The organism is uncultured Fluviicola sp. (genome assembly GCF_902168135.1).
Taxonomy (GTDB): Bacteria; Bacteroidota; Bacteroidia; order Flavobacteriales_D; family Crocinitomicaceae; genus Fluviicola.
Window position 1 is genome coordinate 1 of record NZ_CABHOL010000038.1, and the last position, 13465, is coordinate 13465.

A 13465-nucleotide genomic window follows, 5' to 3' on the forward strand; every position below is an offset into this window, starting at 1 on the left:
CAATGATGCTCTGGTCATATAATAAAATGAATCATGCTGATTCAGGAGGATAGCTTTGTCCATGTCTTCCACCGCAGCTTTTAGATCAGTATTGTGCAGACCGCTTCTAAATAAATAAGCTTCCGAGCAATCGGGAAGTATGTTTACTAAAGTGTTAAAGTCAAGCATGGCTTTTTCTTCGTCACTTTCTGTAAGTAAAAAACCTCTCAATCCAATAAAGTAGGGGTTTTTGGGTGTGATTTTCAATGCTTTATCGAGAATTCCGATTGCTTTCGTTATTTCTTCTGAGTTATTTGGAATATTTTCAATTTGAAGGAATAGTTTGTATGCTTCTACCTGTTTCAACCATTCCTCGTCAGGAGTGTAATTCCTGATATTTTTAGTGTCCTTGATACTTGTCTTTGTGGTGTAGTCAGGCACGTATTTTTTTAGTTGCTTTAAATCATACAATGCGGCATCGATTTCCCCAGCTTCTAAATGACATCGTGCCCGAAAATCGTATGCTTTATAGTTTCCTAAAAGAATTACTTTGTTGATGGCATCAATTGCTTCATCGTATTTTTTTAATGCATAACAAACTTCTGCCTTGCTCTGGAAAATATGGGCAAAACTAGGTTGGAAATAACCTATGTCGCGGTTTAATGCAGTCAACGTTTTAGTGTAATACTCCAGAGATTCAGTATATCTCTTTTCTTTTTTCATGATAGAAGCAATCCCGAGGTACCCATTGTAATTATAAGGAGCGTTTTTTATTTGTTTTTGGTAAATTTCAATAGCACCTTCTGTGTCATTTAGCCTAAGGTAGTTTCTTGCTATAAGACCACTCACTACACGGTTATTCCCGCTTTTTGATTCTGCATTTTTCAGATCTTCCTTGGCTTTTTCAACCTGTTTCAATCCGATGTAACTCTCTGCACGGTATATTAATGCCATCACAGAACCAGGTTGTTGAGTCATAAAAGTATTTAAGTCTTCCAATGCTTCCTGAAATCTTCCAAGCTTGTTAAGTACTTTCCCTCGCAAAGCCTTTACTTTTATATTGGTAGGATCTAATTCAAGAACCCTGCTTCCTAATTCTAAAATCTGATCAGGAGTATGCGTTTTTTCATCTCTCATTTGAGAAATTAAGTCATAGACTTCTGTCTTTTGAGGTAGGGACAATTTCTGAGCATAGGAAAATTGAAATGAGAATAAAAGAGAGAAAAAGCAGATGGTTTTTTTCATAGGTTTGATTTCTGGTTACTATACTGCGAATTTAAAAAAAAATCTGTAGTGTATTTATTTGAATAAAAATGAGTTAGATAAAATGGAAAAAGGGACTTAGTAAAATTGCTAAATCCCTTTAAAACTTATAATAAGATGTAAGTCCTAAAATCTATTTCTGATAAAAAGGCATCTTAACAACCTTCGCCAAAACTCCCTTGTCGCGGATCTCGATAAAGATTTCGCTGTCCGGAGCTGCGAATTCGGTGTTTACGTAGCCCATTCCGATTGCTTTCTTCACGCTCGGACCTTGTGTTCCGGATGTTACTTTCCCGATCACATTTCCGTTTGCGTCCAAAATGCGGTAATCGTGACGAGGAATTCCACGGTCGATCATTTCGAAACCGATCAGTTTTTTGGAAACTCCGGTTTCTTTTTCTGCTTTCAATTTGTCTGAATCAACAAAATCCTTCGTGAATTTCGTGATCCATCCCAATCCTGCCTCAAGCGGAGATGTCGTATCGTCGATATCGTTTCCGTACAAGCAGAATCCCATTTCCAATCGCAGGGTATCGCGCGCAGCCAAACCGATAGGTTTGATCCCGAATGCAGCACCTGCTTCAAAAACCTTGTCCCAAACCTGTTTCACTTCTGAATTCTTGCAGTAGATCTCAAAACCTCCCGAACCGGTGTAACCTGTCGCTGAAATGATCACGTGATCGATTCCCGCAAACGGACCTACTTCAAAATGATAGTATTTAATGGAAGACAAATCAACGGAAGTCAATGACTGCATGGCCTCAACTGCTTTTGGCCCCTGGATCGCCAATAAAGAATAATCATCCGAAAGGTTTCTCATACTCACGTTCTTCGTGTTGTGAGAAGAAATCCAGTTCCAGTCTTTTTCAATGTTGGAAGCGTTTACTACTAATAAGTATTCTTCTTCCTTGATGCGGTAAACGATCAAATCATCCACGATACCGCCTTTTCCGTTTGGAAGGCAGGAATACTGCGCACGACCGATTGTAAGGGTAGAAGCGTCATTGGTTGTCACTCGCTGGATCAAATCCAAAGCATCCGGACCAGATAACAAAAACTCTCCCATGTGAGAAACGTCAAATACACCTACTGCATTTCGAACTGTTTCGTGTTCAGCATTAACGCCTTCGTATTGTACCGGCATATTGAATCCTGCAAATGGAACCATTTTGGCACCCAAAGCTTCGTGAACCTGGGTAAGAGCTGTGTTTTTCATTGATTTCTAAGTTTTAGGTCCGGAGATTTATTGCCGGACTGTTTTAAGTCTGTAAAAGTAACTATTTCGTTGAATTTTTGCCCGGAAGAAGCGAAGATTACTGTGTAATTAATTTCGAACCGTGGTAAGGACAAAATTCATAATTCGCAGGAAATAACTCCCCGTCATTGGCGCATTTGGAATCTGTGAAAAGACTTGGTAAGGGTGGAAGGTGTTCTTTACTGAAGCAAGTCCCGCTGTGAAATCTGTGCTGTTATAAGGATTCAAGGCATTTTCGCCGGAGTTGTCCGTGATCTCAAAATAGAATAGACTCATTCCCGCTCCCATATCTCCGAGCATTTGAGCAAACATCGGTTTGATGTAATCGCTCAGCATTGTCAGTTCTGATGACAATTGGGATTCCGCAATTGGCTTGTATGATTTGCCACCGAATGAAACCGAAATGTTATTTCTTAAATACGTTTCTCCTTTCGTCTGGAAGGAATGCTTAGTATTACTGACTTTCCAGGAGATTGCAATGAAAATGGATTTGTTGCCAAGCATTTGTTTTAATTGAGAAACCACTCCGGGGTAAAGGTTTTTGGTTCATTTGCAGATAACACTTCCCAATAAGTTATGGGGAACCAATAAATAAGTGTAATATCTGGTCCACATCTTTCAATGCCAGCTTTTGTTGCGCAAATGAAGAAAAAGAGATTATCAGGACAAGGTGCTAGGTATTTTTCATGTTCAGTGCTTTGAACACAAAGTTATTCAATTTGCCTAAATAGCAGAACGTAAATTAATTCTCTTGTAATTTGGTAAAACGGATGGTAAAATCACGTTCTGTTGCAGCAGGGTTTTCAAAGGATCCGGAACGCAATGTAGCAATTGATTTGTCCATGAAGTAATGTTGTTCCAGGATCGGCTTGATCGATTCGAAGATCTGATCGGCATTTTTACCGTTGAAATAAAGATAACCGTCCCCAAAATCCAGTGAAATGTCGTGTCCCTCGTATTTTCCGAGAGCACTTCCGGTAATGTTTGAATCCAATTGCTTTTCCAGCTCATGTAATTCGTTCAAATCCTCAATTCCGTAGAAGAACTGAATAACAACCAAATGATTTTCGTCCATATTCGTGATATTTTCTTTCATTGCTTTCCCTTTCTTCCGTTGAAAAAAACCAAACAATTTCATTTCATGTGTCTTTCAATTAAAAAGTAAGTTAGCTAAAAAAAATGAAAAATAAACAAGTAACTTGTTATTTAACAAACGGTTAATCCAAGGATTGGAATAACAATTATTGTTATTTGATAATCTCAACCAGCGGTGTAAAGCCCCAATTACACGACAGGGAAATCGCAGCTAAAAATTAAAATTGTAACCCGACCGATTGATTTATTTGGTGAAAACGAAAGTTTTCCTTTCCGGCTAACTGATCGTGAAAAGTACTTGTCATTTGGGATGCTGATCCCTTCTTTTCGCTGAGCAGTCCGGATTTGGCTTTGTATAAAGCCATGCTTCGTCTTCATGAGCAGTGCTCATTCTTTTTGCTTCGGAAAAAAGTAGGAGGATATCTGTGTGTTTTGAGTGTTTTTTTTGTTTTTGAATAAAATAAATAGGGGGTGTTTATAAAATTTTACACTTTTTCTTGGTTCACCCCCTTTAAAAAATGTAATTTTGTCGAAAATTTTGAATTTTATGGCAACAAAGCGATTACAGGCGTATCAGGATGTACTCAATCGTACTCCAAAACACATTGATTTTGATGGAAAAGTTTCCGAACTGTTCGGGAAAAATGTATTTCATGCAGAAGTTATGCGTGAGTACCTTCCTTCAGATGCATATAAATCCATGATGGAATCCATTCAGAATGGGACCCGCCTGGATCGTAAAATGGCGGATCAGGTTGCTTCTGCAATGAAAGATTGGGCCATTACAAAAGGTGCTACACATTATACACACTGGTTCCAGCCTTTAACGGGAACTACTGCTGAAAAACACGATGCATTTTTCAAACCGGTAGGACCGGGTCGTGCAATTGAGCGTTTCGACGGAGAATTATTGGTACAGCAGGAACCGGACGCTTCTTCGTTCCCGAACGGTGGAATCCGAAATACGTTCGAAGCGCGCGGTTATACTGCATGGGATCCTTCATCTCCGGCTTTTGTGATCGGGAAAACTTTGTGTATTCCTACTATTATGATCTCTTACACGGGAGAATCATTGGATTACAAAATGCCGTTATTGAAAGCTTTACATGCTGTGGATAAAGCGGCTGTTGAAGTTTGCCAGTATTTTGATAAGAACGTTACAAAAGTAAATGCAACACTTGGCTGGGAACAGGAGTACTTCCTGGTTGACCAGGCTTTGTTTAACTGTCGTCCTGACCTGATGATGACGGGCCGCGCTTTGTTCGGTCATGCTCCGGCAAAAGGGCAGCAGTTAGAAGATCATTATTTCGGATCAATTCCTGAGCGTGTTACAGCTTTCATGCGTGAGTTCGAGAACGAAGCGATCACATTGGGGATTCCGGTTACAACCCGTCACAATGAGGTTGCTCCGAACCAGTTCGAATGTGCACCTATTTTCGAGGAATGTAACTTAGCGAACGACCACAATATGTTGTTAATGGACTTATTGGAGAAGATTGCACGTAAGCATGATTTCCGCGTTTTGCTGCATGAAAAACCATTTGCAGGTGTAAACGGATCTGGTAAACACAATAACTGGTCTTTATCCACTGATACGGGGGTGAACTTACTTCAGCCGGGTAAAAATCCGAAAACAAACTTGCAGTTCCTGACATTCTTCGTGAATACGATTAAAGCAATCCACGATAATGCAGATTTGTTGCGTGCTTGTATTGCTTCTGCAAATAACGACCACCGTTTAGGTGCGAATGAAGCTCCTCCGGCGATCATTTCAACGTTTATTGGTTCTCAGTTATCCGGAATGCTGGATGAATTGGAGCAAAACGTAAAAGCGGGAAAAATGTCTCCGGAAGATAAAACGGAATTGAAACTGAACATCGGTAAGATTCCTCAGATTATGTTGGATAATACAGACCGTAACAGAACTTCTCCGTTTGCATTTACAGGAAACAAATTCGAGTTCCGTGCAGTTGGTTCTTCTGCAAACTGTGCTTCTGCAATGATTGTTTTGAATACAATTATGGCTAAACAGCTGCAATTGTTCAAAACAAGTGTTGATAACCGGATTGAGAAAGGAGAAGCGAAAGATGAAGCGATTTTGAAAGAATTGCAGATCCTGATCAAAGAATCCAAAAAGATTCGTTTCGAAGGAAACGGATATGGAGATGAGTGGGTGAAGGAAGCTGAAAAAAGAGGTTTGAATAATTTTAAAGATACGCCACGTGCGTTAAAAGCATGGGGAGATAAGAAGTTTGTGAAGCTGTTTGATGAAATGAACGTATTGACTCCGCGTGAGTTGGAAGCTCGTCAGGAAATCGAGTTTGAGAACTATATTTTGAAGATTCAGATTGAAGCCCGTTTGATGGGAGATTTGGTTCAAACACATATTATTCCTGCAGTAGTGGAATACCAAAACCGATTGTTGTCGAATATCCAGGGGATTATCAGTGCACTGGGTGAGAAGGCAGGAAGAGAGGCTGCAAACGCTCAGATTGAGTTGGTAACCAAGATTTCGAACCATTTGAATAAAATGAAATCGAATTGTGATATCATGCTTCAGGCAAGAAAAGATGCCAATAAAATCGAGCATGCAGAAGAGAGAGCGGTGGCATATTGTGATCAGGTGAAAGTTTATTTTGATGAAATCCGTTACCACGCAGATAAATTAGAGTTATTGGTAGACGATGAGTTGTGGCCGTTGCCAAAATTCAGAGAAATGTTATTTACTCGATAAAATTCAGAGAAAGTAAATTCGACCCCGGTTCTTTATTCAGGATCGGGGTTTTTGTTTAACCACATAGATACATAAGCCACATAGTTTTACCTTATTGCCTGTGTGCAAGCAGAAAAACTAAATCAGAGGGAATTTATATACACAAAAAGTCATCACAGACTATGTGTTCTATGTGACCTATGTGGTTCAAATCCTGTAACTTTGTTCTTCAGATGAAACAATTCGATATTCCATCCATATTCCGTTCGCCGATCATTTCTAAAGTAAAGGCGTTCCGCAAGAGCCAGGATCCGCGTAAAAAGGATTTCTCGCCTACGATGCTGGATTTCGGGAATGTTCAACTCTACATTGCCAGGCATTTCGGGTTTTGCTACGGAGTGGAAAATGCAATAGAAATTGCTTATCGTGCTGTCGAAGAAAATAAAGGGAAACGGATTTTTCTCCTGAGCCAGATGATCCACAATCCGACCGTGAATGAAGATTTATCGCGGTATGGAATCGAATTTATCCAGGATACTTCAGGGAAGCAGCTGATCTCCTGGGAAGAACTTAACTCGAATGATGTGGTCATTATTCCGGCTTTCGGCACAACACTTGAGATTGAACAGATACTCAAAGACCGCGGAGTTTCTACTGAAAAATACAATACAACTTGTCCTTTCGTGGAGAAAGTATGGAATAAGGCGGAGAAACTTGGCACGGAGAATCACACGCTGGTTATTCATGGGAAATACAACCACGAAGAAACCCGCGCGACTTTCTCGCATACAGCTGTCAGTTCAGAGGCGGTGATCATTAAGAATATGGAAGAAGCGGTTTTTCTTGCTAAATGCATCACCGGAGAAGTTTCAAGGGAGGCGTTTTACACCTATTTCAAAGGGAAACATACACCAAACTTCGACCCGGAAATTCATTTGAGTAAAATCGGTGTTATTAACCAAACGACCATGCTGGCGAGTGAAACACAAGAAATTGCCGGGTATTTGAAAAAGGTTACTGAAGAGTTTGCCGAACATTCAAAGATCAGCAAGACTTTTGCGGATACGCGTGATACACTTTGCTATGCCACAAACGATAATCAAAGTGCTGTGGAAGCTTTGATGAACGAATCGCTTGATTTTGCAGTGGTTGTGGGTGGATACAATAGTTCCAATACAGCGCATTTGGTAGAATTGCTGGAGCAGCGTTGCCCCACATATTTCATCAAGGACGAAACAGAGATCTTAAACACCGAAGCAATCCGGAGTTTCAATATCCATATGCACGAAGTGGAAACGATTGAAAACTGGATGAAAGGAGGAAAGATCGGAATTACTTCCGGTGCTTCTTGTCCGGATTCGATTATCGACACCATAATTTCAAAGCTGCTGGAACTTACAGGAAGCGAAAAGTCGATTGACGAAGTGATTTCCCGGTTGGGATAGAAAGCGTTCAAAAGGCTCAAGAGGTGATTTGGAGTTATTGCTTTACCTTTTTCGAATTTACTCTTGAACATTTTAACCATTAAACTTTTTAAACAAAAAAATCCCCCTTGGCTAAGCCGAGGGGGATTTTTTTATAATTGAAGTTCAATTAGTTCTTAACGAAGTTTCCTTTGCTAACTTTTCCGGAAACTGAAGTTACCTGGTAAATGTACATCCCAGCATTTAAGCTTTCGATATTTACAGAAGCAGCGTTTGTCGTAGAAACAACTTTTCCGTCAGTTGTAGTAACAACTACAGAAGAGATAGCCTCTTTAGAGTCGATGTTCAATACAGATGTAGCAGGGTTAGGGTAAACGTTTACAGTGTTTACGTTTTCTTCAGCAAGACCAGCCGGGTTGCTGATTACTACATTGTCAAGCCATAAAGTAGTTCCAACTGTAGGTGTTTGAGCATCGTAGTATCCTTTTGTTGAAGCTACAGCAATCATGTAAAAACGGTTTGCAGTTCCTGTACCAGTTAAAGCTTGCATAGACAAAGTCGCGTTTGTCCAGTTAGCAACTGTAGCAGGGATTTCCAACCAGTCAGCGTACAAATAAACATCATCATTAGCACCTGCACCCATTGTATCCATAATACCTACTTCGATATATGCAGTATCAGTTCCCATTTTGTCGAACTTGTAAGCGAAAGATACTTCCATAGTAGAAGGGTTAGCTACAGGACCTGCGATTCTTTGTTGAAGAAGTCCGGTGATGATATCATCTCCCCAAGACAATGCAGCGTTCAATGCAGGGTCATTTGTAACCACAGCTTTTGCTGATTGAGTTCCCTGGTTAGGAGAAGCAGTTTCAGGGCCTGTATTAAGAGTAACCCACCCTGGCATAGAATAAGTATAAGCAGTTCCAGGAATTGCAGTCATGGTACCTTCAAAGTTCCCATTAACCAATGTTTGAGCGGATAAAGATAAAGCTGATAAAATAACACCAGCAGAAAGTAAAAGTTTTTTCATAGTTAATTTTAAAAAGTTTGAACAAATATAAATTTTTTAATCAATTCATAATAGGAGAATCGATTTTATTATATAAACGGTAGATTGTTTAAATCTTGGAAGGTTGGAAATTTTCTTTCATTATTAGAATTATCTTTTTTTAAAGATTATGTTTACTTTCATTTTACTAAATCATTTGTAATAAATAAGGAATTATCGATGGAGCGCCTGATTAATATTTTAATTATTGACGAAAAAGATTCAGACCAGAAGGCTTTAAAGGAAATACTTGGCGGCGGCGGGAATATCCTGCTTTTTTGTAATTCGATTGACGAAGCGCATACCATATTGGATAGGAGAGAAGTCGGAATCATACTGATTGATGTCGATAGCCCCAACTTTTCTTCCATGGAAGATTTTAAGGAATTGCTACAGGTACACGCTTCAAATACGCATTACTCCATCATTATTACGGAAAATACCCGCACGGGGTCCAAACTCCTGAAAGGATTTAATTCGGGGGCTGTGGATTTTATTACCAAACCTTTTAATCCCTTATTGATCCAGGCAAAATTGGATGTTTATAAATCCTTGTATTATAAGGATCAGCGAATTGCACAGTTGTTAGGGAATATTCTTCCCGAAAATGTGTTGGACGATTTAAACCAATTCGGAAAGTTCTCGCCTAAAAGGGTTGACAAAGGAGTGGTGCTTTTTACAGATTTTGTGGATTTCTCAATGAAATCCAAATCCATTAAGCCCATCAAACTGGTAAAACGCCTGGAATATTACTTCACGGCCTTTGATGAGATCGTAGAGCGGTATAAACTGGAAAAGATCAAAACAATAGGTGATGCTTACATGGCTATTGCCGGTGTGAATGAAGACAATGCCCAGCCGATTTTGAGGGCTTGTTTGGCGGCCTTGGAAATGCGGAATTTTATCCGGAATGAAAAAGAACTGGCGAAAGCCATGAAAAAAGATTTTTGGGAAATCAGAATTGGAGTTCATGCGGGACCGTTAGTAGCCGGAATCATTGGTTCGAAAAGGTATTCTTTTGATGTTTGGGGCGATACGGTTAACATTGCTGCCCGTGCACAGCAGTTTTCAGGAATTGATCAGATCACTGTAACGAAAGCCATCTACGACGAATGCCATACTTATTTCGATACCAAAGACTTGGGAAATGTTCCGATCAAAAAACGGGGCGGTACGATGGAAACTTTTGAACTGGAATCCCTGAAGTCGGAATACAGCTTATATACGAGCGGGAAAGTTCCTTCGGTAGAACTGCGGACTTTATGCCAGATTGCGACGGTAGATTTCGAGCATATGAGAAGCGATATCCTGAATAAATTGAAGTCCATGCTTCCTGATGAAGTTGTTTACCACGATTTGGGACATACTTTAAATGTGGAAAAAGCGGCCATTCGTTTGGGCAGATTGGAAGGACTGCATGATGATGAAATGCTCTTATTACGAACGGCAGCCCTTTTTCACGATACCGGCTTTATTTTTACCTACCATAAAAATGAATTACATGCTGTCCGTTTAATGGAACAGATGCTTCCGAAATATGGCTTCACCGGTGAACAGATCCGGCAGATCCGTGAAATGATCCTGGCAACTTCACTGGAAATAGAACCTGTGGGATTGCTTCAGGAAATCTTATGTGATGCTGATCATGATTACCTGGGCAGAGCCGACTATTATGTTGTAGCCTCTAAGTTGAGAGATGAAATGATCGCTTTCGGGATGGACCTTTCCGAAGAAGAATGGATCAAGATGCAAATCAAATTCCTGGGAGAAGCCCATCAATTCTATACGATTACGGCATTGAACATCCGTCAAAAAGGAAAAACAAACCGCCTGGCGGAATTAAAAGTTGCTTTGTCAGAATTGCAGAATCAGCAAGTTTAGAATATTCAAAAATGGTTCAAAATAAAATATTCCTTTTAACTATTTGAACTTTTGAACTCTTTGAACTCTTTGAACTCTTTGAACTCTTGAACTTATCTAAAAGCTCGGTTCGATCAAACTCAAATAATCAGTTGTACTAATACTCGGCTTATAATCTTTTGATTCCACGTAGTATGTGCCCGCCGGGTTTAAATCCGCTTCCAAACCTGTTCTGGCCAGATTCCCCTGTTTACTTTCTTCTTTTCTGGTTTCTGCCCAATTATTTTGCTTACTTGCCTGATTACTTGAAAAAGAAAAAGTGGTAATTGATTCGGCTGAAGCATTAAGGTTCTTGGTTGTACTTGCAGGTGAAACGGACATGTCTTTTGAAGCATAACCACTTGGCTCCAGGGCCATAGGAGCAGCTGCATCGTCGTTTTCGGAAGCGTTATCCTGATTATTCTGATCTCCGGGAACACTTGAAGAAGCTGTATATTCCTTATTGGTTTGTTCGTTCAACGGAAATTCTTTTTTAGCGGTTGATTCTTTCTGCTTTTCCTGAGCCATGGAGTCACTGCTTGCAATACTTTGTTTTGGCTCTGTTTGAGTTAACTGATTGTCTGACATGGAAACCCAAACGGTGATTACACCGGCAGAAAGCACGAGCAATGCGGCAGCACGGAATATATTCCGGTTGTATAACGGAACGATTTTCTTTTCTGCTTCGGCAGGTGCATTCCAGTTTTGGCTGATTCCGGGATGTTTTGCCTGGAAAACACTGTTCAGGCTGGACTTCACGGAAGCAGAAACTTCTTCTCTTCCTGAAAGAGCAATTTGTCCGATCCCCGCGTAAAAGGATTTCATCTCATTGTATTCTTCTTCCGAAGAAACCAATTCACGGATTATTTCCAGTTCACTGGAGCTTAAATCGCTGTAAGCCTTTGTTTGTATGATTTCATCAAATGTGTTCATGGTACTTTTGTATGTTCCGGTTGGTACTCTTTTAATCCCTGGGCCAGGTACTTGGTTGCGTAGAACAGGCGCGATTTGATCGTTCCTTCACTGATTTCCAGGGCCTCGGCAATTTCTTTAATCGATAATCCATCGAAATGACGCATTTCAAATACTTCCCGATGTTTTTCTTCTAATTGTGTAACCTGGAAATCATAAGCCTCTTTAAATAAAGTATGATGTACCTGGTTTTCTGTATTTTTATTAATGTCGCTCACTGAATAGTTGTTGTCTAAACCGTTGCTGGTATTTTTTCGGATTTCCTGCTTTTTGTATTCATTCTTGCACATGTTGTTTGCCACCGAATACATCCATGTTTTAAAGGACCGGGTGGTGTCAAATAATTCCGGACGGTGAATGAGCTTGGTGAAGAAATCGTGGACAAAATCTTCTGATTTTTCCCTGTCGCGCCAAAGCATGCGCATGAAATACGAAAGCAGGGCAGAGGAATACCGACCATAAAGCTTGTCAAAAGCTCGCTGATCGCCTCCAGCCATGGCAATGACCAATTGTTCATCAGTCATTTGGTCGTATTCCTTTTTGATCATTCGCATCAGCGCTTAATTTTTGAGAGTTGACCTGTTTTACGCGCCCTTGTGGCTACGTTCATAATAATGTGATCTATTTCTTTAGCCTCTTCCGTTTTATTGTATTCTTCATAAAGTCTTGAAACACTTAAAAGTGCAGGAAGGTAATTAGCAGAAAGTGCATCTGACTGCGGGTCTTTCCCTATTCCCAATTCGTATTTTTTCCATTTCGTTTCAACCAATTCAATGTTCAGGGCATTGTAATCCAAAGTTGCAGCCTGTCCATAAGCAAAAGTCAGGCCAACCGGATTCAGTGCAGAAGCGATTCCCTGGAAATATTCTTTCGGAAAAGACATTGACAGGAACAAATTCCTGGAAGTGTTTAGTGCGCAGAATGTCTGTACAAATGCGGTGTCCACAAATGCTGAGTTCGGCATCACAAATCCTTTAGCTGTCAGTGAAGCCTGGTAGTCGGGACTTTGCATCAGATCAACGGAGATCAGTTGTATATCTGCTCTGCCCAGGTTGTTTTTCTCGTAGTTTACGGGGATTAACTCGGTGTAACCATGCAATAGAAGTGTTCCGTTTTCCGGTACGGAATTCACCATATCAGTTGCATAGCTCAATAAACCACCGGAAATTTTATTTTGAGCAATCATTTGAACAGCCACGCTGTCTGCCAGTTTCTGGTCGTTTACGGCAACTCCATAAACGGCTAATTCCTGCTGAACTTCGGTGTTTGTCGGTTGCAGGTTCGCTGCCTGCTGCAGTTCCGGGAATTGCTTGGGATTGTATTTGCTTAATAAGTAGGTATAAAAATGTTTTTCAAAACTGCCGGGAAGCATATTGGCATAGATCTGAGCACCTTGTTTCATATTCAACACTTCTTCCTGGCTGGCACTTCTTCTCGTCAATTGGTGCCTGGAGTTGGAATAGTTTGTTTCGAATTGATATTTGGCGCTTTTGAGCTGCTGGATGCTTGAATTGGAGTCTTTGTCTGCTTTTTCAGCTTCTTCTCCGAATTTCGGATTGGGAACTGTTCGGTAGGCTTTACTTTTTTTAGTACTGATCTGTATTTCTTCCAGGCCTGGGGAAACGCTTGAAACTGTATCCTGTTGGTTGATAAGTGTTTTGTTTGTATTGTTTGTGGCCGGAGAGTTGGTATTGTTGTTATTATAATTCTGTGCACTGCCGGAAATAGCTGCGTGAAGAACTAGAATAAGAAATATGTATCGGTGCATATAGCAATTTTTATCTGTAGTACAATCAGATTAAAATTAGGTTCAAAAA

11 protein-coding genes are annotated in these 13465 nt (G+C 40.3%); 3 read left to right on the plus strand and 8 right to left on the minus strand.

Annotation, left to right across the window (positions count from 1 at the left end):
- From QZT69_RS13595 to QZT69_RS13610, 4 genes are all read right to left on the minus strand, one after another.
- On the minus strand, positions 1 to 1224 hold a 1224-nt coding region (locus tag QZT69_RS13595; protein WP_294675386.1), incomplete at its 3' end, for a tetratricopeptide repeat protein.
- A gap of 151 nt (positions 1225 to 1375) precedes the next feature.
- The gene (gene gcvT / locus QZT69_RS13600; protein ID WP_294675390.1) at positions 1376 to 2458 is read right to left on the minus strand and encodes a glycine cleavage system aminomethyltransferase GcvT; all 1083 of its coding nucleotides are present in this window, start codon (positions 2456 to 2458) and stop codon (positions 1376 to 1378) included.
- A gap of 108 nt (positions 2459 to 2566) precedes the next feature.
- Complete coding sequence (locus tag QZT69_RS13605; protein ID WP_294675397.1) at positions 2567 to 3001, minus strand: hypothetical protein; 435 nt, start codon at positions 2999 to 3001, stop codon at positions 2567 to 2569.
- 238 nt (positions 3002 to 3239) lie between these two features.
- Positions 3240 to 3593, minus strand: coding sequence for a hypothetical protein (locus QZT69_RS13610; protein WP_294675403.1), 354 nt, complete (start codon positions 3591 to 3593; stop codon positions 3240 to 3242).
- A gap of 546 nt (positions 3594 to 4139) precedes the next feature.
- Here QZT69_RS13610 and QZT69_RS13615 point away from each other — a divergent pair.
- Both QZT69_RS13615 and QZT69_RS13620 read left to right on the plus strand, forming a co-directional pair.
- Positions 4140 to 6326: a glutamine synthetase III gene (locus QZT69_RS13615; protein WP_294675409.1), complete on the plus strand. Its 2187-nt coding sequence runs from the start codon at positions 4140 to 4142 to the stop codon at positions 6324 to 6326.
- 212 nt (positions 6327 to 6538) lie between these two features.
- Positions 6539 to 7750 (plus strand): 4-hydroxy-3-methylbut-2-enyl diphosphate reductase, encoded by a 1212-nt coding sequence (locus tag QZT69_RS13620; protein WP_294675416.1) that lies wholly within the window; start codon positions 6539 to 6541, stop codon positions 7748 to 7750.
- 148 nt (positions 7751 to 7898) lie between these two features.
- Here QZT69_RS13620 and QZT69_RS13625 read toward each other — a convergent pair whose 3' ends face one another.
- A complete protein-coding gene (locus tag QZT69_RS13625) occupies positions 7899 to 8759 on the minus strand; it encodes a T9SS type A sorting domain-containing protein (protein WP_294675421.1) in 861 nt (286 codons plus the stop codon).
- Positions 8760 to 8957: 198 nt separating this feature from the next.
- On the opposite strand from QZT69_RS13625, the gene QZT69_RS13630 reads away from it, so the two are divergent.
- Positions 8958 to 10658, plus strand: coding sequence for an adenylate/guanylate cyclase domain-containing protein (locus QZT69_RS13630; protein WP_294675423.1), 1701 nt, complete (start codon positions 8958 to 8960; stop codon positions 10656 to 10658).
- A 96-nt stretch (positions 10659 to 10754) separates the two neighbouring features.
- Here the strand turns inward: QZT69_RS13630 and QZT69_RS13635 are convergent, their stop codons facing one another.
- The 3 genes from QZT69_RS13635 to QZT69_RS13645 are packed head-to-tail and all read right to left on the minus strand — an operon-like array spanning position 10755 to position 13416.
- Positions 10755 to 11609, minus strand: coding sequence for a hypothetical protein (locus QZT69_RS13635; RefSeq protein ID WP_294675429.1), 855 nt, complete (start codon positions 11607 to 11609; stop codon positions 10755 to 10757).
- Positions 11606 to 12196, minus strand: coding sequence for an RNA polymerase sigma factor (locus tag QZT69_RS13640; protein ID WP_294675435.1), 591 nt, complete (start codon positions 12194 to 12196; stop codon positions 11606 to 11608). The genes QZT69_RS13635 and QZT69_RS13640 overlap by 4 nt, the downstream gene beginning before the upstream one ends.
- A 5-nt stretch (positions 12197 to 12201) precedes the next feature.
- Positions 12202 to 13416: a hypothetical protein gene (locus QZT69_RS13645; RefSeq protein ID WP_294675439.1), complete on the minus strand. Its 1215-nt coding sequence runs from the start codon at positions 13414 to 13416 to the stop codon at positions 12202 to 12204.
- Between the last annotated feature and the right edge of the window lie 49 nt (positions 13417 to 13465).

Coding starts and splice junctions, on each gene's coding strand:
- gcvT (WP_294675390.1), bottom strand. CDS start 2,458: ATGAAAAACACAGCTCTTACCCAGGTTCACGAAGCTTTGGGTGCCAAA.
- QZT69_RS13605 (WP_294675397.1), bottom strand. CDS start 3,001: ATGCTTGGCAACAAATCCATTTTCATTGCAATCTCCTGGAAAGTCAGT.
- QZT69_RS13610 (WP_294675403.1), bottom strand. CDS start 3,593: ATGAAAGAAAATATCACGAATATGGACGAAAATCATTTGGTTGTTATT.
- QZT69_RS13615 (WP_294675409.1), top strand. CDS start 4,140: ATGGCAACAAAGCGATTACAGGCGTATCAGGATGTACTCAATCGTACT.
- QZT69_RS13620 (WP_294675416.1), top strand. CDS start 6,539: ATGAAACAATTCGATATTCCATCCATATTCCGTTCGCCGATCATTTCT.
- QZT69_RS13625 (WP_294675421.1), bottom strand. CDS start 8,759: ATGAAAAAACTTTTACTTTCTGCTGGTGTTATTTTATCAGCTTTATCT.
- QZT69_RS13630 (WP_294675423.1), top strand. CDS start 8,958: ATGGAGCGCCTGATTAATATTTTAATTATTGACGAAAAAGATTCAGAC.
- QZT69_RS13635 (WP_294675429.1), bottom strand. CDS start 11,609: ATGAACACATTTGATGAAATCATACAAACAAAGGCTTACAGCGATTTA.
- QZT69_RS13640 (WP_294675435.1), bottom strand. CDS start 12,196: ATGATCAAAAAGGAATACGACCAAATGACTGATGAACAATTGGTCATT.
- QZT69_RS13645 (WP_294675439.1), bottom strand. CDS start 13,416: ATGCACCGATACATATTTCTTATTCTAGTTCTTCACGCAGCTATTTCC.